The organism is Reyranella sp. (assembly GCF_965249915.1).
Classification (GTDB): Bacteria; Pseudomonadota; Alphaproteobacteria; order Reyranellales; family Reyranellaceae; genus Reyranella.
Map to the genome: position 1 here is coordinate 3,473,579 of NZ_OZ252257.1, position 25,392 is coordinate 3,498,970.

The window sequence follows — 25,392 nt, forward strand, 5'->3', positions numbered from 1 at the left end:
TCAGCCGCCCTGCTTGCTGTCGGCCGCCTTCTCGTAGACGGTCGGCTTGTCGTTCGACGGGTTGAGGCCGTTGGCGATCTTGTCCTGGATGACCGGCAGACGGTCCTTGTCCGGCTTCTGGTGCAAAGCGCGCTCCCACTGGAAGCGGGCCTCGCGGCGGCGGCCGACATGCCAGTAGGCGTCGCCGAGATGATCGGTGATCGTCGAATCGTCGCCCTTCTGCTCGGTCGCGCGCTCGAGCCACTCGACGGCCTTCTCGAACTGGCCGAGGCGATAATAAGCCCAGCCAACGCTGTCGGTGATGGAGCCGTCGTCCGGCCGCAGCTCTGTCGCGCGCTCCAGCATCTTCATGCCTTCCTGCAGGTGCAGGCCCTGGTCGATCCAGCTGTAGCCGAGATAGTTCAGCACGTAGGGCTGCTCGGGAGACAGTTCGAGCGCCTTCTTCATGTCGGCTTCGGCCTTCGGCCAGTTCTTGACGCGCTCGAGCACGATGCCGCGGCCGAAATAGACCTGCCAGTGACGCTCGTCGGGCTTGCCGAGGCGCGAGATCGCCGTGTCGTAGGCGGCCACCGCCTCGGGAAAGCGATCCTTGCCGCGCAGCAGGTCGGCGAGGGTGAGGGCCGCGTCGATGCGGTCGGGCTTCTCGGCCACGAGGGTCCTGAGACGGGCGACGGCCTGGTCGAACTTGTCTTCCTGGGCGTCGAGCGCCGCGGTCCGCAGCCTCGCCTGCCAGTAGAGCGGCGAGTTGGGACTGATCTTGCCGAGGGCAGCAATCGCCTTGGGGACCTGCCCGAACTGCTCGTAGACGCCGGCGATCATCAGCCAGGCGAAATCCTGCTCGGGCTTCAGCGCCGTGGCGAGCTGATAGAAGATCAGGGCGAGGTCGGTGCGCTGGTTGCGCGGGTCGGCCGCGAGGATGCCGCCGATGTCGAACAGGATGTCGGCGATTCCCGAAGCCGGCGACGGCGGCTTGGGCATCGGGGCGTTGGGGCCCATCAGACCGTCCATGACCACGGAATCGCTGTAGCGCGTGCCGTAGGTCTTCAGGATCTCGCGTGCTTCGTCGCCCTTGCCGAGCCGCCGCAGCCCTTCGGCCACCGCGATCGTCGTGCGCAGGCCGTTGCGGTCGAGCGAGATGGCGCGCCGGTACTTCGCCTCGGCGGCGTCCTTGTCACCGGCCATCTCGTCGATCTGGGCCTCGATCACCAGCGCCGGCGCTTCGGCGCGCTCGCCGGCCGCGGGCTTCAGGCGCGACAGGAACGAACGCGCCGCCGCGAAGTCCTTCTCGCCGGCCTTCAGCCAGGCCATCACATATTCGCGCAGGGCGCCCAGCTGGTTCTCGGCGCCGATCTGCGTGAGCTGCCGCTCAGCCGCCTTGTAGTCCGCCTTCTTGACCGCCTCGATCGCCATCACGAGGTTGGCAAAACCGTCGCCCGGGCGGGTCGTCAGCACCGCGGGCGCAAGCTCGGCGGCGGAATCGATCCGGCCCGCATACATGCGCAGGCGAAACACGGCATAGATCAGTTCCGGATCGAGCGGCGTCAGCGCCAGGGCCTGATCCATCTGATCGGCCGCGGCATCGTAGTCATGGTCCTGCTCGCCGACCCGGGCGGCGAGGTAGCGGCCCTGCAGCGAGATCGGCGCCAGGCGCTGGCCCGGCTGGACGGCGGGCGGGCGGGTCGTCGGCGCGCGAGCGCCGCCTTGCGGGGCCGGGCCCTGCTGGGCCTGGCCGGGGAGAGGAAGAGCGAACAGCAGCGCTGCAGAAAGCAGCGCGAAGGGGGTGCGGTTCATACGGCTCACATGTTGGGATAATTGGGACCGCCGCCGCCTTCGGGCACGGTCCAGTCGATGTTCTGCGCGGGATCCTTGATGTCGCACGTCTTGCAGTGCACGCAGTTCTGCGCGTTGATCTGGAAGCGCGGCTGGCCGTTGTCGGCGGTCACGACCTCGTAGACTCCGGCCGGGCAATAGCGTTGCGCGGGCTCGGCATAGAGCGGCAGGTTCACGGCGATCGGGATCGACGGATCGCGCAGCTTCAGATGAACCGGCTGATCCTCCTCATGGTTGGTGTTCGACAGGAACACCGAGGAGAGCTTGTCGAACGAGATCACGCCGTCGGGCTTGGGATACTGGATCGGCTGGAACTCGCTGGCCGGCCGCAGCGTCTCGTGGTCGGCCTTGTGGTGCCGCAGGGTCCACGGCACGCGGATGCCGAGATCGTGCAGCCACATGTCCATGCCGCCATAGAGCGTGCCGAGCGTGGTGCCCCACTTCAGTGCGGGCTTCACGTTGCGAACCTTGTCGAGGTCCTTCCAGATCCACGACGCCTTCAGCTTCACCGGATAGGCGATCAGCTCGTCGCCGCCGGTCTTGCCGCCGGCCAGCGCCTCGAAGGCGGCTTCGGCGGCCAGCATGCCGCTCTTGACCGCATTATGGCTGCCCTTGATGCGCGGCACGTTGACGAAGCCGGCCGAGCAGCCGATCAGCGCGCCGCCCGGGAAGGTGAGCTTCGGGATCGACTGCAGCCCGCCTTCGTTGATGGCGCGCGAGCCGTAGACCAGCCGCTTGCCGCCCTTGAGATACTTGGCGACGTCGGGATGGGTCTTGAAGCGCTGGAACTCGTCGAACGGCGAGAGATACGGGTTCTCGTAGCTGAGATGCACCACGAGGCCGATGGCGACCAGGTTGTCGCCGAAATGGTACATGAACGAGCCGCCCGAGCTGTTCGTCTCCGACAGCGGCCAGCCCTGCGAGTGGACAACCAGGCCCTTGCGGAAATTCGCCGGATCGACCTGCCACAGTTCCTTGATGCCGATGCCGAACTTCTGCGGATCGACGCCGTCGCGCAGGTCGAACTTCGCCATCAGCTGCTTGGCCAGCGAGCCGCGCACGCCTTCGCCGATCAGCGTGTACTTGGCGTGCAGCTCCATGCCGGGCGTGTAGCTGTCCTTGTGCTTGCCGTCCTTGCCGATGCCCATGTCGCCGGTCGCGACGCCCTTCACCGAACCGTCCTCGTGGTAGAGCACCTCGGCGGCGGCGAAGCCGGGATAGATCTCGACGCCCAGCGCCTCGGCCTGCTGGCCGAGCCAGCGGCAGACCTCGCCCAGGCTGACGATGTAGTTGCCGTGGTTGTTCATCAGCCGCGGCAGCAGGAAGTTGGGGAAGCGGTAGGAGCCGCTCTTGGTCAGGAACAGGAACTGGTCGTCGGTGACCTGGGTCTCGAGCGGCGCGCCCTTCTCCTTCCAGTCGGGAATGAGCTCGTTGAGGCCGATCGGATCGACCACGGCGCCCGACAGGATGTGGGCGCCCAGCTCGGAGCCCTTTTCCAGCACGCAGACCGACACTTCGTGATTGCGCTGGGCGGCGAGCTGTTTCAGGCGAATCGCCGCCGACAGTCCGGCCGGACCGCCGCCCACGATCACCACGTCGTATTCCATCGCCTCGCGCGTCATGCTGTATCGCCCTGCAATTCCATTTTCCCGGTGGACGCGCGCCTGTCGGACGGCAATCCTTTGATTTAGATAGCGTGTCGGGGGCAGGATCGCCACCCGCTGAAAAGGGGAATTCCTGTGCCTGAGTTGATCGAAATCGAGAGCAAGACCTTCTCTGCACGCGATTTCAGGCTGGAAAGTGGCAAGACGCTCGCCGTCCTCGAACTTGCCTACGAAACCTACGGCACGCTGTCGCCGGCCCGGGACAACGCCATCCTGGTCGTGCACGGCTACACCTCGTCCCATCACGCTGCGGGCAAGAATGCCGCCGGCAAGCACGGGCGCGGCGTGACGGAAGGGTCTGCCGGCTGGTTCGACGGGCTGATCGGGCCGGGCAAGGCCATCGACACCGACCGCTACTTCGTCGTCTCCGTGAACGCGCTGGGCTCGGCCCACGGCAGTTCGGGGCCCAACTCGATCGATCCCGGCACCGGCAAGCCCTACGGTCCGACCTTCCCGGAGATCACCCTGCGCGACATGGTCGCCAGCCAGAAGCTGCTGGTCGATTCGCTGGGACTGAAGAGCCTGATGGCCGTGGTCGGCCCGTCGATGGGCGGCTTCCAGTCGTTCCAGTGGGCCGCGTCCTACCCGGGCTTCATGAAGGGCATCGCCGCTTCGGTCACCGCGCCGCGCGCGCCCGGTCGCCTGGGCGGCCTGGAGGCGCTGCAGGCGCGTCTTGCCAGCGACCCGAACTGGAACGGTGGCTGGTACTACGAGAACGGCGGCATTCCGGCCGCGCTGGAGCAGATCCGCTACGAGACGCTGCTGAACTACGGCCAGGGCGAAGCCGAGGCCAAGGTCGCCGCCAAGAGCTGGGCGAAGATCTACGACGGCCATTCGCTGGTCACCCTGCGCCGCGCGATCGACGGCTTCGACATCACCCAGCAATACGACCGGCTCAAGCAGACCAAGGTCCTCTACGTCATCTCCAAGACCGACAAGCTGTTCGATCTCACCGACTGCGCCGCCCATGCACTCGACATGCGCAAGGCCGGCGTCGACCTGACCTATGTCGAGATGCCGTCGGACAAGGGCCACATGGCCAGCCATGCCGACGCCGCCATGTGGGCGCCGATCCTGGGCGCTTTCATCAAGAGCCTGGCATGACCGAGGCGGCGTTCGCTCCGCAGGACGCCGCCGCGCTGCTGCGCTGGTACGTCGATCACGGGATCGACGAGACGATCGGCGAGGACGCGATCGACCGCTTCGCGCTGCCGCCGCCCGCCGCCGTCGTCGCGGCCCCTGCGGCCTCCGCGGGCCCCGCTCCTTCGACACCGGCCGCTTCGACACCGGCCGCTTCGACATCGGCCACGCCGACCCCGATCCGCGCGCCGGCCGCACCGCCGGTCGTGCGCGCGCCCGTGCCGCTGGAATCGCCGCAGCTCGCCGAAGATGCGCGCGAGATCTCGCGCCGGGCGACCACCATCGCCGAACTCGAGGAAGCCGTGCGCGCCTTCGAGGGCTGCGCCCTGAAGCGCACCGCCAAGAACACGGTGTTCGCCGATGGCATGGCCGGCGCGCCGGTGATGATCGTCGGCGAAGCGCCGGGCGCCGACGAGGACCGGCTCGGCAAGCCGTTCGTGGGCGTCAGCGGCCAGCTCATGGACCGCATGTTCTCAGCCATCGGCATGAGCCGTGAGCGCGACCTCTACATCACCAACATCCTGTTCTGGCGGCCGCCGGGCAATCGCACGCCGACTTTGTCCGAGCAGGCGATCTGCCTCGCCTTCACGCGCCGCCACATCGAACTCGCCAGGCCCAAGATCGTGGTGCTGGCCGGCGGCACGGCGGTGAAGGCCGTGCTGAACACGACCGAGGGCATCACCCGCCTGCGCGGCAAATGGACGACGCTCACGCTCGACGACGGCAGCGAAGTCCCGGCGCTGCCCACCTTCCATCCCGCCTATCTGCTGCGCACCCCCGCCAGCAAACGCCAGAGCTGGGCCGACCTGCTGTCGCTCGACAAGAGGTTGAAGGAGCTGGGGTCTGCGTAGATGACGCCCCGCTCCCCCGCGGGAAGACCGGCATTGCTGCCGCTCTTGATCGCATCCGTAGGAACCGTTGCCGCCACTTGCTGCGTTTTCATGATGACCTACGCAATGCGGCCGCTGTTCGTACTGGATCTGCTGTTCTTTCTTGTACTTGTGCCGATTTCCGTCATCGGCTGGAGCGTCGTCGTGTTGAGGCGCCTCTGGTTCAGGCAATGGACCGCCGCCCTGGCTTCATCGGCATTCCTCGCATTCGTCGCACTGGTGATTATCTCACCTGCCACCTTCGCAGGACCGATGACCCGACTGGTCCACAAAATCGAATTCCTGACAATGCGCTCAGCGTATGATGCGAAAGTGGCCGCCACGCCGAACACCGGGACGCCTCGCTTCATAAAGGTGTCCGATCTCGACACGAGCGTTTGGTGCTGCAGCACCCAAACCTTCGAAGAGATCTGGTTCGATGAGAGCGACACTCTCGGCAGTCCCGATCGAGCGCTAACCGATCGCTTCTTGTGGCTGTCCCACCCGTCTTATCCGGGGCACTCGTCCTATTCCATTCGTTCGCTCGGCGATCACTACTACCTTGTAGATACTTGGTATTGAGCCTTTCCAATCGAACTGGCGGCAACGGACATCGACGCCCGACAAGATCTTAGGGCCCGCCTGCAGACGACAAACAACCCGTCTGAAGTTCGGCAATGAGTGTCTTGCTCATCGCCCCGTTCCAAGCCGACCAACCGTGATTCGGCACCCGTCATCTGTACCGATGCCGAGCCCCTCGAGGTAAACTCCGCGTGACCCGGCGGAAAGATCCCATCCCGATGACTTGCCGGCTTCCGGGTGAAGCAAGGTCCCTTCAAATGCCTTCCGCCTCAAATTGACCCATCCACCTCACCCTGAGGAGCATCGCGCAGCGATGCGCCTCGAAGGGTGGGAACACGCCCCCCAGACTGCTGCCTATCCTTCGAGACGCGCCGCTTCACGGCGCTCCTCAGGATGAGGTATATCGAACTTGGAAGGGATCTAACGCGCTGTTCTAATTGGGTTTTTCGAAACAAAGGGCCACCAGTGCCGGTCCGTTGACGGTCACCCCGACCCGAATTCCGGGAGGGTGCGACACTGGCTTCGATTGTTTCGTTTATTTCGTTTGTTTCGTTTATTGGCCGGGATTCCGACGTCCCGGCGACCTGCTAGAGGCGCTTCTTCAGGAAGAACTTCTTATGGCCCGGCGGGTAGTCGTCGAGGGTGGCGAAGACCTCGTAGCCGCGCTTTTCGTAGAACGGGCGGGCCTGCCAGGTGTGGGTGTCGAGATGCGCCGAGTGACAGCCGCGCTGGCGGGCATAGTCCTCGGCAGCGTCCATCAGGCGCGTGGCATGGCCCTGGCCGCGCAGCGCCTCGTCGACCCAGAGGATCGACACGAACAGCCAGTCCGACCAGACGTAGCCGAGGAGGCCGCCCAGGGTTTCGCCCTTCTCGCCCTTCATGAAAATCTTGCAGGGATAGTAGTCGGACCTGCCGGTGCGGCTCGCATTGAACATCGAGAGACGTTCGCCCACATAGCCCGCGGCGCGCGCATTGTCGGGATCGAAGACGAGCTCGACCTTCTCCATTTCAGCGCCTCATCACCTCAGCGCATCGCGGCGCGCTGGCGGACCAGCGCCAGCACGCTGCGGCCGATCGGCATGTCGACACCGACCCATTCCGACATCTCGACGACGGCGCCCAGCAGCGCCTCGATCTCGAGCGGACGGCCGCGTTCGAGGTCCTGCAGCATCGAGGTCTTGTGGGAACCCACTTCGGCGCCGCCGGCGATGCGCTTGTCGACGTTGATGGCAAACTTGACGCCGAGCTTCTCGGCGACGGCCTGGCCCTCGACCATCAGGGCGCGGCAGACGGCATGCGTGCCGGGGTCGCCGATCACCTTGTCGAGGGTCGCCCCGGTCAGCGCGCTGATCGGATTGAAGGCCATGTTGCCCCAGAGCTTGACCCACAGCTCGTCGCGGATGCGCGGGCGCACCGGCGCCTTGAGACCGGCCTTGATCAGCAGCTCGGAGAGCTTCGCCGCCCGTTCGCTGCGGCTGCCGTCCGGCTCGCCCAGGGTGAAGCGGTCGCCATAGGTGTGGTGGATCACGCCGGGCTCGACCACGTCGGCCGCCGGATAGACGATGCTGCCCAGCACCTGCGACGGCGGCAGCGCGGCCGTGAGCGCCCCGTCGGGATCGACCGATTCGATGCGCTTGCCCTCGAACTCGCCGCCCAGTTTGTAGGTGTACCACCAGGGCACGCCGTTGATCGCCGCGACGATGGTGGTGTGCGGCCCGATCAGCGGCTTGAGCTGCGCCATCGCGGGCAAGAGCGAATGCGCCTTCAGGGTCAGGACGAGATAGTCCTGCGGGCCGATCTCCTTCGGATCGGAGGCGACCTTCGGCTCGGTGACCGTCTCCTTGCCCTCGCTCAACAGGACGAGGCCCCTCGTACGCAGCGCCTCGCCGTGGGGGCCGCGCGCCACCACGGTGACGGGCGTGCCGGCCATTTCGAGCTTGGCCGCCATCAGGCCGCCGATCGCACCGGCGCCGAAAACGCAGATCGAGGTCACGGTGCGATCCTCAGGCCTTCGCTTCGCCCAGGCCCAGCTTGGCGGCCAGGCCGATGCGCTGCAGTTTGCCCGTGGCACCCTTGGGGATCTCGCTCACGAACACGACCTTGCGCGGCACCTTGAAGTCGGCGGCATGCTTGGCCACGAAGTCGCGCAGCTCGCGCTCCGTCGCTTCCTGGCCCGAGCGCAGCACGACGACCGCGCCGACATCCTCGCCCAGCATGGGATGGGGAATCGCGAAGGTCACGACCTGCTCGACCGCCGGATGATCCATCAGGATCGTGTCGACCTCGATCGGGCTGATCTTCTCGCCGCCGCGGTTGATGATCTCCTTGAGGCGGCCCGTCAGGAACAGGTAGCCATCCTCGTCGAAGCGGCCCTGGTCGCCGGTGCGGAACCAGCCGTCGGCGAAAGCCTTCAGGTTGGCATCGGGATTGTTGTCGTAGCCCGCCGTGACGTTCGGTCCCTGGATCACGACCTCGCCGATCGCGCCCTGCGGCAGGAAATGGCCGGCCTCGTCCATGATGGCGATCTTCGGACCGGCCGGCAGGCCGACGGCACCCGGCTTGCGCTTGCCCGGTGGCAGCGCGTTGGACGCCATCTGATGGCTGGCCTCGGTCATGCCGTAGGCCTCGATCACCGGGCAGTCGAACGCGGCTTCGAGCTCGAGCATGACCTGCGGCGGCAGCGAGGCCGACGAGGAGCGGATGAACCGCAGCTTGGCGGCCTTCGCGGCGTCGGCATGGCTGCGCAGGCGGGTGAGGATCGCCTGGTGCATGGTCGGCACGGCCGTGTACCAAGTGGGCTTCACCTCCTCGAGCTGGGCGAAGAAGCGCAGCGCGTTGAAGCCCGGCGTGCAGGAGACCGACGCGCCGGCGCCCAGCGACGACAGCGTCGCGGCGATCAGCCCGTGGATGTGGAACAGCGGCATGATGTTCATGCAGCGGTCGTTCGGCGTCAGCGCCAGCGAGGCCGCGATGTGGCGCGCCGAGGCCGCGAGGTTGGCCGTCGACAGCGGCACGATCTTGGGCCGCGCCGTCGTGCCCGACGTGTGCAGCACCAGGGCGATCTCACCGTCGACCGACGTGCCGGGCTTGTCGGCCTTGGCCGGCTTCAGCGCCGACACGTCGAGCGTGAAGCTGCCGGCCGGACCGTCGACGGTCGGGATCAGCTCGATGATCGGCACGCCGACCTTCTCCGCCATGCCGCGCACCGGGCTGTCCATGCCCTGCTGCACGATCACCGCCTTGGGCTTCAGATCGTCGAGATAGAACTCGAACTCGTCGGCGCGATAGGCCGGGTTGAGCGGCGCCGAGCTCGTGCCCGACGCAACGGCGATGAACGAGGACGCCATCTCCGGTCCGTTCGGCGCCACCATGGCCACCCTGTCGCCACGGCCGATGCCGACGCCGTTGAGCGTGGCCAGCGTATCGTCGGTCAGCTTCTTCAGGTCGCCATAGGTGAGCCACGGCCGGCCGGGCGCGCCGATCGCGGGCGCATCGGGCTTGCCCGCGGAGGCGACGTCATAAACGGTCTTGATCATCGTCTGTCCTCAGAGTCTGACTCGAAAAGAATGCAGCCAAAAACAACAGGCTATGAATAGCCCCCGATAACCTCACCCTGAGGAGCATCGCGCAGCGATGCGTCTCGAAGGGTGGGAACGCGCACCTTGCCTGTTGCCCATCCTTCGAGACGCGCCGCGAAGCGGCGCTCCTCAGGATGAGGTAAGTGCTTGATCAGCCCTCTCAGGCCGCCGCCTTCTCGTCGGCCATGATGCGATCGTAGGCCGGCAGGGTCAGGAACTCGTAGAACTGCGGCTGCTCGACCAGGTCGATCATCAGCTGGGCGGCGTCCTCGTAGCGGCCCTTGGCATAGGCTTCCTCGCCGATCTGCGCCTTCACCTTGTCGTTCTCCTCGCGCACGATCTGGCGGACGAGTTCCTTGGTGATGGCGCGGCCGTCGTCGAGCTTCTGGTTGTGGCGCACCCACTGCCAGACCTGCGCGCGACTGATCTCGGCGGTGGCGGCGTCTTCCATCAGGTTGAACAGCGGCACGCAGCCGATGCCGCGCAGCCACGCCTCGACATAGCCGATTCCCACGGCCACGTTCTGGCGCAGGCCCGCCTCGGTCTTCGGCCCCGTGGGGATCTGGATCAGGTCGGCGGCGGTGACGTGCACGTCCTGGCGCTTGCGCGCGATCTGGTTGGCTTCCTTCATCACCGCATCGAACTCGGCCTTGGCGATCGGCACCAGGCCGGGATGGGCGACCCAGGTACCGTCATGGCCGTCGCCGGCCTCACGCTTCTTGTCGGCATGGACGCGGCCCATCGCCTCGTCGTTGGCCTTGGGATCGTTCTTGATCGGAATCTGCGCCGCCATGCCGCCCATCGCATGCACTTCGCGGCGATGGCAGGTCTTGATCACGAGCTGGCTGTAGGAGCGCAGGAAGTGCGAGGTCATGCCGACCGTGCCGCGATCCGGCAGCACCGCCCACTCCTGCTCGCGGAACTTCTTGATGAAGGAGAAGATGTAATCCCAGCGGCCGCAATTGAGGCCAGCCGAGTGATCCTTCAGCTCCCACAGGATCTCGTCCATCTCGAAGGTGGCGACGATCGTCTCGATCAGCACCGTGGCCTTGATCGACTTCTGCGGCACGCCGAGCGCGTCCTGGGCGGCGACGAACACGTCGTTCCACAGCCGCGCCTCGAGATGGCTCTCGAGCTTGGGCAGGTAGAAATACGGGCCGGTGCCGCGCGACAGCGCTTCCTTGGCATTGTGGAAGAAGTAGAGGCCGAAATCGAACAGCGAGCCCGACATCGGCTTGCCGTCGACCGTCATGTGCTTCTCGAGCAGATGCCAGCCGCGCGGGCGGACGAACAGCACGGCGGTCTTCTCGTTCAGCTTGTAGGACTTGCCGCTGACCGGATCGACATAGTCGATCTGGCGGCGCACCGCGTCGGCCAGATTGTACTGGCCTTCGACCATGTTGGCCCAGGTCGGGGTCGAGGCATCCTCGAAGTCGGCCATGAAGACGTTGGCGCCGCAGTTCAGCGCGTTGATGATCATCTTGCGATCGACGGGTCCGGTGATCTCGACCCGGCGGTCCAGGATGTCCTTGGGCAGGGGCGCGACCGTCCAGTCGCTCTCGCGGATCTTGGCGGTCTCGGGCAGGAAGTCCGGCTTCCCCCCGGCATCGAGACGCTTCTGGCGCTCGACGCGGAGCGCCAGCAACTCTTCGCGGCGGGCATTGAACTTGCGCTGCAGGTCGGCGACGAAGGCGACTGCCTCTTTGGTGAGCACCTTTTCGAAGCCGGGCTTGAGGGCACCGTCGATCGTCACGCCCGCCGGAAGGTCCAAAGCCGCCATTCTCGTTCCCCTCGAAATTCTTTCGGATACAGTCGAAAGGGCGATTTACCGCCCTCCACTTCCTTAGGCGAGTCTGAATTGGCGTTTTTGCCGGGTGGCACGCCGGTTGCGGCCCGGGGGTCGAGGAAGCGGCGACATCGCTCGGGGGGAGAGAAGACCGATGCCTGACCACACCATCCATGCGGTGGATGAAAAGCCGCCGCTGGCCAGATTGCTGCCACTCGGTCTGCAACACGTCCTCGTGATGTACGCCGGCGCCCTGGCCGTCCCCCTGATCCTGGGCAGTGCGCTGAACCTTCCGAAGGAGCAGGTGGCGATCCTCATCAATGCCGACCTGTTCGCCTGCGGCATTGCCACCTTGATCCAGAGCGTCGGCTTTCGCGGCTTCGGCATTCGGATGCCGGTGATGATGGGGGTCACCTTCGCCGCGGTCAGCCCGATGCTGGCGATGGCCGCCGACCCGCGACTGGGCCTGCTCGGCATCTACGGCGCGGTGATCGGCGCCGGCCTGTTCGGCATTCTGGTGGCGCCGCTCATCAGCCGGCTGCTGCCCCTGTTTCCCCCGGTGGTCACCGGGACCATCATCACCGTCGTCGGCATTTCCCTGTTGGGGATCGGCATCAATTGGGCGGCGGGCGGCGCCGGCAATCCGCGCTTCGGAGACCCGCTCTATCTCGCGGTGTCGTTCCTGGTGCTTGTGGTCATCCTGGGCGCCACCAAGTACTGCACCGGCTTCCTCGGCAACATTGCCGTCCTTCTGGGGCTGGTCGCCGGATTCGGCGTGGCCTTCGCGCTGGGCGAGGTGAATTTCGCCGGCGTTGCCCAAGCCAAATGGGTCGAGCTCGTCCAACCGTTCCAGTTCGGCTGGCCGACCTTCGACCTGCTGGCGATCCTCACGATGAGCCTGGTCCTGATCGTGGTGATGATCGAATCGACCGGCGTATTCCTCGCCCTGGGCGAAGTGACCGACCGCACGATCGGCCAGGAGGAAATGACGCGGGGCCTGCGCGCCGACGGTCTCGGCACCCTGATCGGCGGCGTGTTCAATACATTCCCCTACACCTCGTTCTCGCAGAATGTCGGCCTGGTCGGCATCACCGGCGTGCGCTCGCGCTGGGTCACGGCGACCGGCGGCGTGATCATGCTGATCCTCGGCCTGTTCCCCAAGATGGCCACGATCGTCGCCTCGGTCCCGCAGTTCGTCCTGGGCGGCGCCGGCATCGTCATGTTCGGCATGATCTGCGCCACCGGCATCCGCGTCCTGTCGCGCGTCGACTTCCGCGGCAATCCCGGCAACACCTACATCGTTGCCGTCAGCATGGGCCTCGGCATGATTCCGCAGGTTTCGGAGAGATTCTTCGGGCACATGCCGAAAGCCCTCAGTCCGCTCTTGCATAGCGGGATTTTATTGGCTTCGATCGCCGCCATAGCGCTCAACGCCTACTTCAACGGCATGCGCAGTGGCGCGGCGGCGGTGGCCGACGCCACGGCAGCCGGCCGGGAAGCCGAGACCGCGCACTAGGTCTGCGCACCAGAGGATCAATGGACCCGTACGTCGTCGAGTGGCTGAATCTGATCCTGCGCTGGGCCCACATGATCGTGGGCATCGCCTGGATCGGCGCTTCCTTCTATTTCATCTGGCTGGACAACCACCTGCACAAACCGCTCGACCCGGCCGACGAGGCCAAGGGGATCGGCGGCGAGGTGTGGGCGGTCCATGGCGGCGGCTTCTACACGGCCAAGAAGTTCAAGGTGGCGCCCGAGCGGCTGCCGCCGGAACTGCACTGGTTCAAGTGGGAAGCCTACACCACGCTCGTTACCGGCTTCTTCCTGCTCTGCCTCGTCTATTACTACGGGGCCGAGGTCGCGCTGATCGATCCGTCGGTCCTGCCGCTGACGAAGCCGCAGGCGATCGCCATCGGGCTCGGATTCCTGGTGCTGGGCTGGCTGGTCTACGACTTTCTCTGCCGGTCGATCCTGGGCCAGGACGAGGTCGTGCTGGGCGGCCTCGTCTTCCTCTACTGCGTCGCCGCCGCCTGGGCGCTCTGCCACATCTTCTCCGGCCGCGGCGCCTACATCCATTTTGGCGCGATGCTCGGCACCATCATGGTGCTCAACGTCTATTTCGTGATCATCCCCGGCCAGCGCGAGCTGGTGAAGGCCAAGGAAGAAGGCCGCATCCCCGATCCGATCCACGGGCTGCGCGGCCGCCAGCGCTCGGTCCACAACACCTATTTCACACTCCCCGTGCTGTTCACGATGATCAGCAACCATTACGCCGGCCTCTACGGCCACGAATGGAACTGGGTGCTGCTGCTGACGATCTCGATCGCCGGCGCCCTGATCCGGGTGTGGTTCGTCCAGCGCCACAAGGGAAACGCCAACCCGCTGGTTCTGGCCGCGGGCTTGGTCTTCATCGCCTTCACCGCCCTGCTCGCCCTGCCGCGTCCCACCGCCGATGGCGGCGCCCCGGTCGCCTTCGCCGAGGTCCAGCCCATCATCCAGACGCGCTGCACGCCCTGCCATGCCGCCAAGCCCACCCAGGAAGGCTTCCTGGCGCCGCCCAAGGGACTGATGCTCGAGACGCCGGCGCAAATTCACGCCATGGCCGCGGCGATCAACCAGCAGGCCGCCGCCTCGCGCGTCATGCCGCCCGGCAACATGACGAACATCACCGATGCCGAGCGCCGCATGATTGCGCGCTGGTTCAAAGGCGGCGCACAATAGGGGATGAACGTCCGCTCCCGCGGCGTGCCGTGGCGCCGTCTCCTAACGGCGGCGCTGGCGGCGGTCGCGATCTTCCTCTTCTGGACCCAGACTTCCGAACGCGGCCAGCGCGAGGCCGCGCGCGGACCTGCGCTCACCGCCGAGGCGCGCGAGGCGGGCCAGGGCTGGGGCGCGAACATTGGCTTCGCCGACCAGCGTCGCCTCGACGATCACTACCAGAAGCATGGCAGCGAGTTCGGCCGCATCACCAAGCAGGATTATCTTCGGCAGGCGCAGCTCCTGCGCGATGCCAAGGTCGGCGGACCGATCCTCGAGACGGTGCGGCGCGATGGTGTCGTGACGCGTTTCGACCGTGACACCGGCGCCTTCATCGCCTTCAATGCCAACGGCGTCATACGCACCTTCTTCAAACCCAACGACGGCGAGCGCTACTACCGCCGACAATCCGAAAGAGGGAACGATTGAACCCGACGTCACCACCGCCCGGCCCGCCCAACGTGGCCGACCTGCAGGAACTGATCGACCAGTGGGCGACTTTCGCCCGCGGACTCGAGCGGGAAGACTACACGTTCGATCTCGACAACTGGCTGAACGATGTCGACGTGCGCGAGCTGATCCTCGAGGCCCTGCCGATGTTCGGCCGCGAGGAGATGGGCGACCACGCGCTGAAGCTCGACGAGGCCGATCGCGCGTTCATGGCCGCAACACGAGACTTCAAGCGCTGCGTGTGGGGCGGCGGTACCGCCCGCAAGGAACATTGGACCGCCCAGAAGAACTGGTGGTACTTCCGCACACCGGCCCGCTCCAACCCCCAGCTTGAAGACGAGCTCGCCACGGTTCGCTAAGACGATGGCATGAGCACGCCGAAAATCGTGGTCGAGGCCCAGGGGCCGGTGACCACCATCATCATCAACCGGCCGCAGGCCCGGAACGCCCTCGACAACGAGGCCGCGCACGGGCTCGCCGATGCGCTGCGCGCCTTCGAGGCCGACGCCGCGGCGCGAGTCGCCGTGCTGACCGGCGCGGGCGGCGCCTTCTGTGCCGGCGCCGATCTCAAGGAACTGGGCTCGGGCACCGACTATTTTCCCTGGGCCGGCAGCGACCAGGGGCCGCTGCGCGCGCCGCTTTCCAAGCCGGTGATCGCCGCGATCGAGGGCCACGCCTGCGCCGGCGGCCTGGGCGTCGCGCTGTTCTGCGACATCCGCATCGTCGACGACACGGCGACCTTCGGTGTGTTTTCGCGCCGCTGGGGCGTGCCGATGAGCGACGGCACGACCGTGCGCCTGCCGCGCATCGTGGGCCAGGGCCGCGCCATGGACATGCTGCTCACGGGACGCGCCGTCGGCGCCGACGAGGCGATCGCGATCGGGCTCGCCACACGAAAGGTGGCGCGCGGCACGACGCGCGCGGAGGCCGAGACCCTGGCCCGCCAGATCGCGGGCTTCCCGCCGATCGCCATGACGTCGGACCGCCAGTCCGCCTACGAGAGTTTCGACCGCGACGAAGCCTCGGCGATCCGTCGCGAGATGGAACTGTCGCTGGACGCAAGGCGGCAGGAATCGCAGGGCGGCGCGGCGCGCTTCGCCCAGGGCGAAGGCCGGCACGGCCAATTCAAGAAATAGAGTTCAAGAAGTAATCCAAGAGGTAGGGATATGCGGGCGCTTGTTTGTCATGCCTATGGTCCGATCGACACTCTGAAGATCGAGGACATTGCGCAGCCCGTGCCGAAGGCGGGCGAGGTTCTGGTTCGGGTCCGCGCCGCCGGCGTGAGCTTCGCTGCGATGCTGGGCGTACAGGGCAAGCACCAGAACAAGCCCGCCCTGCCCTACGTGCCCGGCAACGAACTGGCCGGCCATGTCGTGGCGCTGGGCGACGGGGTGACCAATGTCGCCGTCGGCGACCGCATCGCGACGGGCGTCAGCCAGGGCGCTTTCGCAGAGTACGCGACGGCCACGGCCGCGAACCTGGTGCAGATTCCCGAGATCATGCCCTACGCCGAGGCGACGAATTTCCCGACGCTCTACCCCACCGCCTATGGCGCCCTGAAGTGGAAGGCCAACCTGCAGCCCGGTGAAGTGCTGCTGGTGCACGGCGCGGGCGGCGGCTCGGGCCTGACCGCCATCGAGGTCGGCAAGGCGATGGGCGCGGTGGTGATCGCCAGCGCCGGCGGCGCCGACAAGCTGAAGGCGGCCCGCGAGGCCGGTGCCGACCACCTGATCGACTATCGCGCCGAGGACCTGCGCACCAAGGTGCTGGAAATCACCGGGGGGCGGGGCGCCGACGTGATCTACGATCCGGTCGGTGGATCGGCCTTCGATGCCTCGCTGCGCTGCGTGGCGCCCGAGGGCCGGATCATTCCGATGGGCTTTGCCAGCGGCACCGTCCCGCAGATTCCGGCCAACATCCTGCTGGTCAAGAACGTGACGGTGATCGGCTTCTACTACGGCTACTGGAACGGCTGGGGCGGCAAGGGCGTGCCGTCGCCGAAGGAAGCGGAGGCGCTCGTGAAGCGCCGTGCGCTGGTGGCCGAGGCTCAGAAGGACCTGACGCGCTGGTTCACCGAGGGAAAGCTCAAGGCGACCGTGGCCGCGACCTACGACCTTGCAGATTGGGTGAAGGCTTTTCGCCTGATCGAGGAGCGCACGGTCGTCGGCAAGGCCGTGCTGGTTCCATAACACGCGAGCGCTTGTCGGTTCCGCGGTCGTTACGGCATAGTGCGTTCACATGCCGGTTCAGTGGACGATCTCCAAGCCGCACCGACTCGTGATCGCCGTCGCGCGCGATGAGCTGCGGCTCCAGGACATCGCCACCTATCTCGACGGCGTGGCCATCGCCGACGTGATGTCCTACCGCAAGATCTTCGACATGACGCACGCCACCGTCATGTTGAGCGATGCCGACATGATGGCGCTCGGCGCCCGCATCCGCGCCTACATGCAGGTCAGCACGCTGGGGCCCCTCGCCATCGTCGCAGTCACGGAAGAGGCCTACGAGCAGGCAAGCCTGTTCGAGGTGCTGGCCCAGGGCGACCGCCCGGTGAAGATCTTCCGCGAGCTGCACCATGCCCGCGAGTGGCTGGACGCCTTCGACACGGGCTCCTAGGAGCGCGCACCTGCGGCCGCCTTCCCTCGACTAGGCGGGCCACACCTTCGGAAAGGTCTCGCATTCGAGCCGGTCGCCCTGCTTCAGACCATGGCCCTCGATCGGCGGTGAGATCTGTCCGGCGCGGGCGCCGTAGCGGGCATCGTCGCCGCACCAGCGCGTCGCCCAGGCGCGACGGCGACGGGCGCTCGAGCGGTTGCCCGAGGCGCCGTGCAGGGTGAGCGCGTGGAAGGCGATGACGTCGCCCGGCTCCATGTCCCAGGCCAGGAACTCGTGTTCGCCGCGCTGGGCATCGAGATCGGGCAGCGGCTCGAAGCGGCTGTCCTGCACCTGCAGGTCGACGCCGCCCTGCTTGAAGAATTTGGGCTGGAACCAGCGGCCCCAGCGATGCGAGCCCTTCACGTATTCGACGCAGGTCTCGCGGTCGACGGGATCGAGCGGCGTCCACAGCGAGATGACCTGCTCGCCGTCGATCGGATAGTAGGGCTGGTCGTGATGCCAGGGCGTGCGCTCCTGCGTGCCCGGCTCCTTCACCAGCAGATGGTCGTGATAGTAGACGACCTCCTTCGAGCCCATGAGGCTCGCCACGATCTCGCGCGCGGGCGATTCGTAGACGAAGGCGCGGGCCGCGGGGTGGCGCTGCCAGAGCTGGAAGTCGACGAAGAACAGGCCGGGCGCACCCTGCGGCGTGTTGATCCGGACCATCGGGCCCGGACTCTTCATGTCGTCGTCCACCGCCGCGCGCATCCGCTCGATCCATTCCATGGGAATGGCGTTGCGCAGGCAGACCGCGCCATCCTCGCGGTAGCGGGCGATCTCGGCATCCGTCGGCATCGGCATTGAAGGTCAGCTTCCCTGCAGCATGCGCAGCGGTGTGTAGATCAGCACCGTCTCGCCCTTCTGGTTCTTGACCAGGTTGGTGGTCCGCACCAGCGCGCGCATCGGATCCTTGGAGGTCGGCTTGATCTCGGTGACCTCGATCTCGACGTGGATCGTGTCGTTCACGTAGGTCGGGCCCTTGATGTCGAAGCCCATAGACAGGAAGGCGAGCCCCGTCCCCTGCAGGGTCGTCGGGATCACCAGCCCCTCGGCCATGGAGTAGACCAGGGCGCCCGGCACGGGATGGCCGCCGCGCATCGGGGCGTGTTCGCGAATGTACTCCCGGTTCGTGAACAGCTCCTCGGAAAAGCCGCAAAGGGTCACGAAATTCAGGAGGTCGGCCTCGAAGATCGTTCGGCCATAGGTGACGAACTTGTCGCCGACCTTGAGGTCGCGCCAGTTCCAGCCTTCACCGAGCTGTTTCATGGGGTCGACCCCTCAGTGAGCGTGGGCGGGATGTGCGCCTTCGCGCAGCTTGTAGAGCCTGCTGCAATAGGGACACTCGACGTGTCCTTCCGGGCCCAGGTTGAGGTACACTTTGGGATGGCCCAACGCGCCGCCACCGCCATCGCAGGCGACGCGGTCAGTATCGACAGTGATGACTTCAAACGGCTCCGTCACGATCCCACTCCTGTTACGCCGGCGGATGATAGCGGCCTCCGCGGCCGCGGTCATGCTCTCAGCCTGCGCCCCGACGGTCGTTCCGGCGGGCGGCGCGGTGCAGACGCCGCGGCTGACCGACGACCGTTATGTCGCGGCGGACGGAACTTCGCTACCGCTGTCGGTCTGGCCTGCGGCAAACGGCGCCCCCAAGGCGGTCATCCTGGCCCTGCACGGCTTCGGCGACTACCGCATGGCCTGGGAGGAGCCGGCCGGGACCTGGTCCGAAGCCGGAATCACCACCTATGCCTACGACCAGCGCGGCTTCGGCGGCAGCCCGACCCGCGGCCGCTGGCCGGGCACGGACACGCTCGTAGACGATGCGAAAGCGGTGGCCGCCCTGGTGCGCGCCCGCCATCCCGGCGTGCCCTTCTATCTGGCCGGCGAGAGCATGGGCGGGGCCGTGGTGCTGGTGGCAGCCGATCGCGGGACCGAATCGGACGGGCTGATCCTGTCGGCCGCGGCGGTCCGCTCGCGCGACACGTTCGGGCCGCTGACCAGCGCCGGCCTGTGGTTCTTCGCCCACACCATCCCCTGGATGCCCGCGGGGCCGACCTCGATCGACTACAAGCCGACCGACAATCCCAAGACCATCGACAAGCTGCGCAACGACCCGATGATGCTGCGCCAGCCCCGCCTCGATCTGGCCTACGGGCTGGTCGACCTGATGGACGACGCGCGCGCCTCCGCGGCCCGGGTCAAGGAGCCCTATCTCATGATGTACGGGCTGGGCGACCGCATCGTGCCGCAGGAGCCGGTCAAGGCAGCCATCGCGATCATGCCGCCGCGCCCCGACTCAAAGCTCGCCTTCTACAAGGAAGGCTATCACCTGCTGATGCGCGACAAGGCCGGGCCGGCCGTCACGGAAGATGTCGTGGCGTGGATATCAAATCACGAGGCCCAGCTGCCGTCGGGCGCGGACGCTTCGAAATCCCTGCCCGAGATGGCGAGCCTGTGGGGCTCGAAGCGCAGCGGTCAGGCGAGCGCTAGGTCCCGCAGCGAATGATGACCGAGGCGGCGCCGCGGACTTCCGACATGTCGCCGCGCGTCGGCATGTTTTCCATCTTCAGCGTCTTGTAATCGCCGCCGGTGCTGCCGCACATCGCGACCGCGCGAGTCTGGCAACCGCCGGGTTCCTTGCAGCTGATCGCGATGGCGGGCTTGCCGTCGGTCCAGGTCACCGTGGCCGCATTCGATTCCGTGCGGGGATCCTCGCCGGGCGTGCTCTTCGCCATGCCGCAGGCCGCGACCAGAGCTGCGATGCCCATCACGAACACCCACTGCATCGTCGATCGCGTCGTCATTCTCTCTCCCCTTGGCCCCATCAGAGGGGCACTCGACAGTACCTCGCGCCGCCGGACAGGTGCAAGGTCGCGCGATTCATGTCCTAATGCGGGACATGAGAGCCTGTTGCGGTATCCTGGTCTGGTGCGCCCTCGCGGCCCCGGCGCTGGTTGTTGCTCCGGCGCACGCCCAGCAGACCGACCAGCAACTGGCGGCCCGCTGCGCCCAGCTCGGGGCGCTCTACGACCGCTACAATCTGCAACGCGGCGAAGGCTCCGGCGGCCCCAACCTGGCGCGTCTCGGGGCCGGCGTCGATTGCCAGAAGGGCCGCTACCCGCAAGGCATCAAGGCGCTGGAGGAGCTCCTCCAGCGCAACCGGATTCCCTATCCGCCGGCCGGCTGAGGGCTATTTGCCCTTCAGCTTGAACTCGCGCCACAGGACGATGCCGCTGGCATTGTCGAGCGCCATCCCGTCGAGCTGCTTCTTCAGCTCGTAGGCCGTGGGACGCCAGATGAGCGTGCTCTCGCCGCTCGCGCCCTCGAAGCGGCCCGTGCCACCCGTCAGCCTGAACGTGCCGCGACAGCCGACGAGTTCGTAGCCGGCACACTCCCATTCGCCCCAGGCGGTGGCGCCATCGTAGGCCGTGAAGGTGCAGGCGCCCGAAGCGCTGGTCTTGCGGCTTTCCTGGTCGATCTTCGACGACAGCGCGCATCCCACGCGGCCGGCCTGCTGCGGCCCCTCGTCGGTCTCGATGAACATGGGACCGGCCAGGTTGCCCGCCACGAGGAGCTGCTTCTCGGCGGCTCGCACGACCGAGCCGTTGGCGAGCACCACCGCGAAGGCATTGAAGGTCTGTGTCTCGTCCTGCGCGACGGCCGGAACGGCGGACAGGAGAACGAGGGCGCCCGCGAGGGCGCGGCTGAGCATCGTCATCGGCCGCCTCACTTGAAATCGATGATCACGGCGTCGGCGCCGAGCGACACGGCCAGCCCCTGGCGGCGCGTCTTCAGGTCGATCATCACGCCGTTGGTGTTTTCCAGCCACATCTCGCCCTTGCCCTTGTCGCCGTAGGCCGCGCCGTAGCGCGCCTGGCCGTAGGCGCCGGGAAACTGGCGCAGTTCCTTCAGATTGTAGACGTCGCCATAGGCTTCCATCTTCGAGACGCCGAATCCGCCGACGCCCAGGCCGCCGACCGAGAAGCGATAGTAGCGGCCCTCGTAATGCAACGTGCCGCTGCCGACGTTACCGCTGCCGAAGAAGGCCACCTGGACCTGCTCGATCGTGACGGTTCCGGACTTGACCCGCTGCTGGGCGATCGCCGGCGCCGCCAGCATCGTGCCCACGGCCCCCACGGACCCGATCAGCGCCTGTCGGCGCCCCAGCAACCCTGCTCTCTTACCGCTCATCCAACTCTCTCCCCCGATCAACCGTCGCGCCTCATCACTCGCCGACGACGGCCGTAGCCTCAATTTCGACCAGCAGGCCCGGCACGGCAAGGGCACTCACGGCCACCAGCGTCGATGTGACCACCGCGCCCTTCAGCGACTTGCCCAGGGCCGTCGTCACGGCGCCCATGTCGCGAATGTCGGTCACGTAGATCGTCGTCCGCACGAGGTCGCCGAGCTTCGCCCCCGCCGACTTCAGCCCGGCCTCGATCTTGCGCATGGTGATCGCCGTCTGCTGGGCTGCATCCTTGCCCTGAACCTGCCCCTTGGGATTGAGCGAGGTCGTGCCCGACACGAACACGAACGGACCGCTCCTGATGGTGCGCACGTAGAAGCCCGCCACCTCCGTGCCGTCGGGAAAGACTTTCTTGGCCATGCCTTGCTCCAGCTTCGATGCGCTATGGTGGCATTTTAGGCGGCCGTTCGCGCCGGGCAAAGGAGGAAGCCGTGTCACTCGATCGCTATCGTACCGCCATCGTCACCGGGGCGAGCCGCGGCATCGGCGCGGCCGTCGTCCGCGAACTCACGATCGGCGGGCTCGACGTCTATGCCGTCGCCCGCTCCGCCGACGATCTGACGGAACTCGCGCGGGAAACCGGCTGCCGGCCGATGGCGCTCGACATTTCCCATCGCGACGCGGTGCTGAGCGCCCTGGGCTCGCTCGATGCCGACATCCTGGTCAACAACGCCTCCGCCCCCGTGCGCGGCGGCCTGTCGTGGGAGACCGCGCCCGACGACATCGCAACCCTGATGGAGGTGAACCTGCGCGGCACCCTGAACTGTCTGGCCGCCGTCGTGCCGGGCATGCGGGGACGCGGGCTGGGCCACATCGTCAATCTCGGGTCGACGTCGGGCACCTGGGCGCTGCCCGGCATGCCGGTCTATGCCATGACCAAGGCCGCCATCCACAATCTCAGCCAGACGCTGCGCCTCGACCTGCACGGGTCGGGCGTGCGGGTGACCGAGATCTCGCCGGGCCGGGTCGAAACCGGCGCCCATCTCGGCCTGCTGGAAGATCGCGAGGAAGGACGGCGCCGCTTCTACGAAGGCTTCGAGACGCTGCAGCCGACCGACATCGCCGAAGCGGTCATGTTCGTGCTGGGCGCGCCGCAGCGCATGGATGTGAGCTTCATGGAGATCGTGCCGACCGATCAGTCGTATGGCGGCTCGCAATTCCATCGCCGCGGCTGAGACCCGGCACGTCGCTTGCAGAGCCATCGTCCGTCGATCAATCAGGAAATCATGAGCCCGAAGAATCTCGCTGCCATCCTCGACCCGCAGGCGCCGGCCGACCGGCCCTTCATCATCCAGGTCTCGCCGGAGGGCGACGAACAGCTTCGCCTGAGCTACGGCGAGGCGCGGCTGCGCATCGCCGCCCTGGCGCGCGGCCTCTTGAAGCGCGGGCTCGGACGCGGCGACGCCGTGGCCATCGTCGCGGCCAACAGCGCCGACTATCTCGTGCTCTACATGGCCACCATGGCGGCCGGGCTCGTGTCGGTCTGCGTCAATCACAAGCTGCCGCGCGAGACCGTGGCACACATCATGAAGGACTCGGCCATCAAGCTGGCGATCGCCGACGCCGAGCGCGCGCCACTGGTCGGTTCGCTGGTGCCGACCGTCGCCATCGAGGAGCTCGACAGTCTGCTGGACGCAGGGTCGTTCGAGCCGGTCGACATGGCGCCCGAAGAAGTCGCCATGATCCTCTACACGTCGGGCTCGACCGGCCTGCCCAAGGGCGTGCCGCTCACGCATGGCGGCTACCTCTGGGCGACCGGCGCGACGCCGGAGCAGCGGCCCGGCATCGAAGGCCAGAAGATCATCATCGCCGCGCCGCTGTTCCACATGAACGGCCTGTTCAGCGCCAAGATGGCCATGATCAACGGCGGCACGATCGTGCTGATGACCAATTTCACCGCCCGCGGCTTCATCCGCGCGATCGATCGCCAGCGCGTCGCGATGATCACCTCGGTGCCGACCATGCTCGCGCTGGTGATGCGCGAGACGGAGGAACTGGCGAAGGCCGACCTCGGCTGCGTCACCACGGCGGTCACCGGCTCGGCGCCCTCGACGGCGGAGTTCTTCGAGCAGATGCACCGGCTGTTCCCCAATGCCGAGACCGCCAACAGCTGGGGCACCACGGAGTCCGGGCCGCTGGGCTTCGGCCCGCATCCCGACGGCATCGCCAAGCCCATGGGATCGCTCGGCTATCCGCGCGCTGGCATCGAGGTGAAGTTCGTCGGCGGCGCGGAGACCGGCGCCACGCAGGGCGTGCTGCACATCCGCACGCCGGCGCTGATGAGCGGCTATCTCAACCGCGAGGCCGATACGAAGAAGCGTCTGATCGACGGCTGGTACGACACCGGCGACGTGATGCGCCGCGACGAGAACGGCTTCGTGTTCTTCGTCGGCCGCGCCGACGACATGTTCCAGTGCGGCGGCGAGAACGTCTATCCGGGCGAGGTCGAGAAGCTTTTGGGCCTGCATCCCGACGTAGCGCAGGCCTGCGTCGTGCCGGTGCCGGACGAGATCAAGTACCAGCTCCCGGTCGCCTTCGTCGTCGCCAAACCCGGCACGGCACCGACCGAGGAGGCGCTGCGCCGCTTCGCCCTCGACAACGGCCCCGCCTACGCCCACCCGCGCGCGGTGTGGTTCGTCGACGAGCTGCCGCTCGCGGGAACCAACAAGATCGACCGCAAGACCCTGGTCGACCGCGCCGTCGCGACCTACGCACGCGACGACGCGAAGCGGGTGTGACCTCAAAGGAGCGCGCCACTGGAGCGCGCGCTCCGCTGACTGGCCGCGTCAGGAATCCGCCGTAAACCCGATCTTCTTCACGATCGGGCCCCAGCGGTCGTAGCTCTCCTTCAGGAGGGCGGCGAGTTCCTGCGGGGTCGAGGACTTCACCTCGAGGCCCATGACGGCGAGGCCGTCGATCACGTCCTTTTGGGCGAGCGCGGCGCGCAGGGCTTCGTTGGCGCGCATCACGACCGGCGCCGGGGTGCCGCCCGGGGCGAAGAAGCCGAACCATTCGGAGAAGACCAGGTCCTTGTAGCCCTGCTCCGCAAAGGTCGGAACGTCCGGCGCGAAGCGGCTGCGGGTGGCACCCGAGGTGCCGAGGAAGCGCGCCTTGCCGGCGGCGACCTGTTGCGTGAATTCGCCGACCGGGCCGGACACGGCCTGGATCTGGCCGCCGACCATGTCCTGCACGGCGGGCTGGGTGCCGCGATATGCGACGTGCTTCAGCTCGACGCCACCCGCCTGGCCCAGCAGCACGCCGATGAAGTGCGGCACCGACCCGGCGGCCGGCGAGCCGTAATTGGCCTTGTCCGGATTGGCTTTACACCAGGCCAGGAACTCCGGGATGTTCTTCACGCTGTCGGGCACGGCCGGCCCGACGCAGAAGCCGAAATCGAAGGTGCAGGCGAGCGTCACCGGGGTCACGTCGGTGAAGGCATCGTAGGCGAGCTTCTTGTAGATGTGCGGATAGATCATCAGCATCGAAGCCGGCGTCTGCAGGATGACGCTGCCGTCGGTCGGCGCGCCCTTCATCGACTGGATGGCGATCTGGCCGCCGGCGCCGGCCTTGTTCTCCACGAGGGCCACCTTGGTGTAGGCGGTGCCCTTCAGCCCTTCGGCGACGCGGCGGCACAGCGTGTCGGAGGTGCCGCCCGGCGGGAAGCCGGTGACGATGCGCACGGTCTCGAGCGGCGGGGTGCCCTGCGCGCCGGCGCGGCCGGCGAGTCCCAAGCTGGCGAGTACGGCGGCGGCGCCCGAAGCGCGGACGAAGCCGCGGCGGTTGTGGTCGATCATGTCGTTTATTCCTCCCGGTTTATGCGCGGACTGTCGCCCAA

The 25,392-nt window shown here is 67.0% G+C and carries 28 protein-coding genes; 14 read left to right on the forward strand and 14 right to left on the reverse strand.

Features of this window, described 5'->3' with window-relative positions; genetic code table 11:
- Both ACP15H_RS17280 and ACP15H_RS17285 read right to left on the reverse strand, forming a co-directional pair.
- Complete coding sequence (locus tag ACP15H_RS17280) at positions 1-1,791, reverse strand: tetratricopeptide repeat protein (protein ID WP_425067419.1); 1,791 nt, start codon at positions 1,789-1,791, stop codon at positions 1-3.
- A gap of 5 nt (positions 1,792-1,796) precedes the next feature.
- A complete protein-coding gene (locus tag ACP15H_RS17285; protein ID WP_425067420.1) occupies positions 1,797-3,452 on the reverse strand; it encodes an electron transfer flavoprotein-ubiquinone oxidoreductase in 1,656 nt (551 codons plus the stop codon).
- A 117-nt stretch (positions 3,453-3,569) separates the two neighbouring features.
- Between ACP15H_RS17285 and ACP15H_RS17290 the strand changes: the two genes are divergently transcribed.
- The 3 genes from ACP15H_RS17290 to ACP15H_RS17300 all read left to right on the forward strand — a co-directional run bounded on the left by ACP15H_RS17290 (position 3,570) and on the right by ACP15H_RS17300 (position 6,085).
- The gene (locus tag ACP15H_RS17290; RefSeq protein WP_425067421.1) at positions 3,570-4,598 is read left to right on the forward strand and encodes a homoserine O-acetyltransferase family protein; all 1,029 of its coding nucleotides are present in this window, start codon (positions 3,570-3,572) and stop codon (positions 4,596-4,598) included.
- On the forward strand, positions 4,595-5,485 hold the full coding sequence (locus tag ACP15H_RS17295; RefSeq protein ID WP_425067422.1) for a uracil-DNA glycosylase family protein: 891 nt from the start codon (positions 4,595-4,597) through the stop codon (positions 5,483-5,485). The genes ACP15H_RS17290 and ACP15H_RS17295 overlap by 4 nt, the downstream gene beginning before the upstream one ends.
- 90 nt (positions 5,486-5,575) lie before the next feature.
- Positions 5,576-6,085, forward strand: coding sequence for a hypothetical protein (locus ACP15H_RS17300; protein ID WP_425067423.1), 510 nt, complete (start codon positions 5,576-5,578; stop codon positions 6,083-6,085).
- Positions 6,086-6,672: 587 nt separating this feature from the next.
- Here ACP15H_RS17300 and ACP15H_RS17305 read toward each other — a convergent pair.
- The 4 genes from ACP15H_RS17305 to aceB form a co-directional block, all read right to left on the reverse strand.
- A complete protein-coding gene (locus ACP15H_RS17305; RefSeq protein WP_425067424.1) occupies positions 6,673-7,092 on the reverse strand; it encodes a GNAT family N-acetyltransferase in 420 nt (139 codons plus the stop codon).
- Positions 7,093-7,109: 17 nt separating this feature from the next.
- Positions 7,110-8,078: a 2-dehydropantoate 2-reductase gene (locus ACP15H_RS17310; protein ID WP_425067425.1), complete on the reverse strand. Its 969-nt coding sequence runs from the start codon at positions 8,076-8,078 to the stop codon at positions 7,110-7,112.
- 10 nt (positions 8,079-8,088) lie between these two features.
- Positions 8,089-9,621: an acyl--CoA ligase gene (locus ACP15H_RS17315; protein ID WP_425067426.1), complete on the reverse strand. Its 1,533-nt coding sequence runs from the start codon at positions 9,619-9,621 to the stop codon at positions 8,089-8,091.
- A gap of 202 nt (positions 9,622-9,823) precedes the next feature.
- Complete coding sequence (aceB, locus tag ACP15H_RS17320; protein WP_425067427.1) at positions 9,824-11,443, reverse strand: malate synthase A; 1,620 nt, start codon at positions 11,441-11,443, stop codon at positions 9,824-9,826.
- Between the two features lie 160 nt (positions 11,444-11,603).
- On the opposite strand from aceB, the gene ACP15H_RS17325 reads away from it, so the two are divergent.
- Genes ACP15H_RS17325 through ACP15H_RS17355 form a run of 7 tightly spaced genes read left to right on the forward strand, consistent with a single transcriptional unit; the run spans position 11,604 to position 17,272 of the window.
- On the forward strand, positions 11,604-12,965 hold the full coding sequence (locus ACP15H_RS17325; protein WP_425067428.1) for a nucleobase:cation symporter-2 family protein: 1,362 nt from the start codon (positions 11,604-11,606) through the stop codon (positions 12,963-12,965).
- A gap of 20 nt (positions 12,966-12,985) precedes the next feature.
- Positions 12,986-14,170 carry a urate hydroxylase PuuD gene (locus ACP15H_RS17330; RefSeq protein ID WP_425067429.1) on the forward strand — a complete coding sequence of 395 codons (1,185 nt, stop codon included), beginning with the start codon at positions 12,986-12,988 and terminating at the stop codon, positions 14,168-14,170.
- 3 nt (positions 14,171-14,173) lie between these two features.
- Entirely contained in the window at positions 14,174-14,635 is a 462-nt protein-coding gene (locus ACP15H_RS17335) for a hypothetical protein (RefSeq protein WP_425067430.1), read from the forward strand.
- The gene (locus ACP15H_RS17340) at positions 14,632-15,015 is read left to right on the forward strand and encodes a hypothetical protein (RefSeq protein ID WP_425067431.1); all 384 of its coding nucleotides are present in this window, start codon (positions 14,632-14,634) and stop codon (positions 15,013-15,015) included. Before ACP15H_RS17335 ends, ACP15H_RS17340 begins: the two co-directional genes overlap by 4 nt.
- Before the next feature lie 9 nt (positions 15,016-15,024).
- Positions 15,025-15,792: a crotonase/enoyl-CoA hydratase family protein gene (locus ACP15H_RS17345; protein ID WP_425067432.1), complete on the forward strand. Its 768-nt coding sequence runs from the start codon at positions 15,025-15,027 to the stop codon at positions 15,790-15,792.
- 30 nt (positions 15,793-15,822) lie between these two features.
- Positions 15,823-16,845 carry an NADPH:quinone oxidoreductase family protein gene (locus ACP15H_RS17350; protein WP_425067433.1) on the forward strand — a complete coding sequence of 341 codons (1,023 nt, stop codon included), beginning with the start codon at positions 15,823-15,825 and terminating at the stop codon, positions 16,843-16,845.
- A gap of 49 nt (positions 16,846-16,894) precedes the next feature.
- A complete protein-coding gene (locus ACP15H_RS17355) occupies positions 16,895-17,272 on the forward strand; it encodes a hypothetical protein (RefSeq protein ID WP_425067434.1) in 378 nt (125 codons plus the stop codon).
- A 30-nt stretch (positions 17,273-17,302) separates the two neighbouring features.
- Here the strand turns inward: ACP15H_RS17355 and ACP15H_RS17360 are convergent, their stop codons facing one another.
- From ACP15H_RS17360 to ACP15H_RS17370, 3 genes are read right to left on the reverse strand one after another with little or no spacing between them, the layout of a single operon-like run.
- Complete coding sequence (locus ACP15H_RS17360) at positions 17,303-18,112, reverse strand: phytanoyl-CoA dioxygenase family protein (RefSeq protein WP_425067435.1); 810 nt, start codon at positions 18,110-18,112, stop codon at positions 17,303-17,305.
- Between the two features lie 6 nt (positions 18,113-18,118).
- Entirely contained in the window at positions 18,119-18,577 is a 459-nt protein-coding gene (locus ACP15H_RS17365) for a MaoC family dehydratase (protein WP_425067436.1), read from the reverse strand.
- Positions 18,578-18,589: 12 nt separating this feature from the next.
- Positions 18,590-18,772: a zinc-finger domain-containing protein gene (locus tag ACP15H_RS17370; RefSeq protein WP_425067437.1), complete on the reverse strand. Its 183-nt coding sequence runs from the start codon at positions 18,770-18,772 to the stop codon at positions 18,590-18,592.
- 52 nt (positions 18,773-18,824) lie between these two features.
- On the opposite strand from ACP15H_RS17370, the gene ACP15H_RS17375 reads away from it, so the two are divergent.
- The gene (locus ACP15H_RS17375) at positions 18,825-19,817 is read left to right on the forward strand and encodes a lysophospholipase (protein WP_425067438.1); all 993 of its coding nucleotides are present in this window, start codon (positions 18,825-18,827) and stop codon (positions 19,815-19,817) included.
- Here the strand turns inward: ACP15H_RS17375 and ACP15H_RS17380 are convergent.
- The gene (locus tag ACP15H_RS17380) at positions 19,798-20,115 is read right to left on the reverse strand and encodes a hypothetical protein (RefSeq protein ID WP_425067439.1); all 318 of its coding nucleotides are present in this window, start codon (positions 20,113-20,115) and stop codon (positions 19,798-19,800) included. The genes ACP15H_RS17375 and ACP15H_RS17380 overlap by 20 nt on opposite strands.
- Positions 20,116-20,210: 95 nt before the next feature.
- On the opposite strand from ACP15H_RS17380, the gene ACP15H_RS17385 reads away from it, so the two are divergent.
- On the forward strand, positions 20,211-20,498 hold the full coding sequence (locus tag ACP15H_RS17385) for a hypothetical protein (RefSeq protein ID WP_425067440.1): 288 nt from the start codon (positions 20,211-20,213) through the stop codon (positions 20,496-20,498).
- A gap of 3 nt (positions 20,499-20,501) precedes the next feature.
- On the opposite strand, the gene ACP15H_RS17390 is transcribed toward ACP15H_RS17385, so the two are convergent.
- From ACP15H_RS17390 to ACP15H_RS17400, 3 genes are read right to left on the reverse strand one after another with little or no spacing between them, the layout of a single operon-like run.
- Entirely contained in the window at positions 20,502-21,029 is a 528-nt protein-coding gene (locus tag ACP15H_RS17390) for a hypothetical protein (protein ID WP_425067441.1), read from the reverse strand.
- 8 nt (positions 21,030-21,037) lie between these two features.
- A complete protein-coding gene (locus ACP15H_RS17395) occupies positions 21,038-21,502 on the reverse strand; it encodes a hypothetical protein (protein WP_425067442.1) in 465 nt (154 codons plus the stop codon).
- A 34-nt stretch (positions 21,503-21,536) separates the two neighbouring features.
- Positions 21,537-21,917, reverse strand: coding sequence for a Rid family hydrolase (locus tag ACP15H_RS17400; RefSeq protein ID WP_425067443.1), 381 nt, complete (start codon positions 21,915-21,917; stop codon positions 21,537-21,539).
- A 71-nt stretch (positions 21,918-21,988) separates the two neighbouring features.
- Here ACP15H_RS17400 and ACP15H_RS17405 point away from each other — a divergent pair, with 71 nt between their 5' ends.
- Both ACP15H_RS17405 and ACP15H_RS17410 read left to right on the forward strand, forming a co-directional pair.
- Positions 21,989-22,732: an SDR family oxidoreductase gene (locus ACP15H_RS17405; protein ID WP_425067444.1), complete on the forward strand. Its 744-nt coding sequence runs from the start codon at positions 21,989-21,991 to the stop codon at positions 22,730-22,732.
- Between the two features lie 51 nt (positions 22,733-22,783).
- Positions 22,784-24,295: a class I adenylate-forming enzyme family protein gene (locus ACP15H_RS17410; protein WP_425067445.1), complete on the forward strand. Its 1,512-nt coding sequence runs from the start codon at positions 22,784-22,786 to the stop codon at positions 24,293-24,295.
- A gap of 48 nt (positions 24,296-24,343) precedes the next feature.
- On the opposite strand, the gene ACP15H_RS17415 is transcribed toward ACP15H_RS17410, so the two are convergent.
- The gene (locus tag ACP15H_RS17415; protein ID WP_425067446.1) at positions 24,344-25,351 is read right to left on the reverse strand and encodes a Bug family tripartite tricarboxylate transporter substrate binding protein; all 1,008 of its coding nucleotides are present in this window, start codon (positions 25,349-25,351) and stop codon (positions 24,344-24,346) included.
- Positions 25,352-25,392 lie beyond the last annotated feature (41 nt).

Excerpts from the sequence above, each read along its gene's own strand:
- ACP15H_RS17280 (WP_425067419.1), bottom strand. The coding sequence starts at position 1,791 with ATGAACCGCACCCCCTTCGCGCTGCTTTCTGCAGCGCTGCTGTTCGCT.
- ACP15H_RS17285 (WP_425067420.1), bottom strand. The coding sequence starts at position 3,452 with ATGACGCGCGAGGCGATGGAATACGACGTGGTGATCGTGGGCGGCGGT.
- ACP15H_RS17295 (WP_425067422.1), top strand. The coding sequence starts at position 4,595 with ATGACCGAGGCGGCGTTCGCTCCGCAGGACGCCGCCGCGCTGCTGCGC.
- ACP15H_RS17300 (WP_425067423.1), top strand. The coding sequence starts at position 5,576 with ATGATGACCTACGCAATGCGGCCGCTGTTCGTACTGGATCTGCTGTTC.
- ACP15H_RS17305 (WP_425067424.1), bottom strand. The coding sequence starts at position 7,092 with ATGGAGAAGGTCGAGCTCGTCTTCGATCCCGACAATGCGCGCGCCGCG.
- ACP15H_RS17315 (WP_425067426.1), bottom strand. The coding sequence starts at position 9,621 with ATGATCAAGACCGTTTATGACGTCGCCTCCGCGGGCAAGCCCGATGCG.
- aceB (WP_425067427.1), bottom strand. The coding sequence starts at position 11,443 with ATGGCGGCTTTGGACCTTCCGGCGGGCGTGACGATCGACGGTGCCCTC.
- ACP15H_RS17325 (WP_425067428.1), top strand. The coding sequence starts at position 11,604 with ATGCCTGACCACACCATCCATGCGGTGGATGAAAAGCCGCCGCTGGCC.
- ACP15H_RS17330 (WP_425067429.1), top strand. The coding sequence starts at position 12,986 with ATGGACCCGTACGTCGTCGAGTGGCTGAATCTGATCCTGCGCTGGGCC.
- ACP15H_RS17335 (WP_425067430.1), top strand. The coding sequence starts at position 14,174 with ATGAACGTCCGCTCCCGCGGCGTGCCGTGGCGCCGTCTCCTAACGGCG.
- ACP15H_RS17345 (WP_425067432.1), top strand. The coding sequence starts at position 15,025 with ATGAGCACGCCGAAAATCGTGGTCGAGGCCCAGGGGCCGGTGACCACC.
- ACP15H_RS17350 (WP_425067433.1), top strand. The coding sequence starts at position 15,823 with ATGCGGGCGCTTGTTTGTCATGCCTATGGTCCGATCGACACTCTGAAG.
- ACP15H_RS17355 (WP_425067434.1), top strand. The coding sequence starts at position 16,895 with ATGCCGGTTCAGTGGACGATCTCCAAGCCGCACCGACTCGTGATCGCC.
- ACP15H_RS17360 (WP_425067435.1), bottom strand. The coding sequence starts at position 18,112 with ATGCCGATGCCGACGGATGCCGAGATCGCCCGCTACCGCGAGGATGGC.
- ACP15H_RS17365 (WP_425067436.1), bottom strand. The coding sequence starts at position 18,577 with ATGAAACAGCTCGGTGAAGGCTGGAACTGGCGCGACCTCAAGGTCGGC.
- ACP15H_RS17375 (WP_425067438.1), top strand. The coding sequence starts at position 18,825 with ATGCTCTCAGCCTGCGCCCCGACGGTCGTTCCGGCGGGCGGCGCGGTG.
- ACP15H_RS17380 (WP_425067439.1), bottom strand. The coding sequence starts at position 20,115 with ATGACGACGCGATCGACGATGCAGTGGGTGTTCGTGATGGGCATCGCA.
- ACP15H_RS17385 (WP_425067440.1), top strand. The coding sequence starts at position 20,211 with ATGAGAGCCTGTTGCGGTATCCTGGTCTGGTGCGCCCTCGCGGCCCCG.
- ACP15H_RS17390 (WP_425067441.1), bottom strand. The coding sequence starts at position 21,029 with ATGACGATGCTCAGCCGCGCCCTCGCGGGCGCCCTCGTTCTCCTGTCC.
- ACP15H_RS17395 (WP_425067442.1), bottom strand. The coding sequence starts at position 21,502 with ATGAGCGGTAAGAGAGCAGGGTTGCTGGGGCGCCGACAGGCGCTGATC.
- ACP15H_RS17400 (WP_425067443.1), bottom strand. The coding sequence starts at position 21,917 with ATGGCCAAGAAAGTCTTTCCCGACGGCACGGAGGTGGCGGGCTTCTAC.
- ACP15H_RS17410 (WP_425067445.1), top strand. The coding sequence starts at position 22,784 with ATGAGCCCGAAGAATCTCGCTGCCATCCTCGACCCGCAGGCGCCGGCC.
- ACP15H_RS17415 (WP_425067446.1), bottom strand. The coding sequence starts at position 25,351 with ATGATCGACCACAACCGCCGCGGCTTCGTCCGCGCTTCGGGCGCCGCC.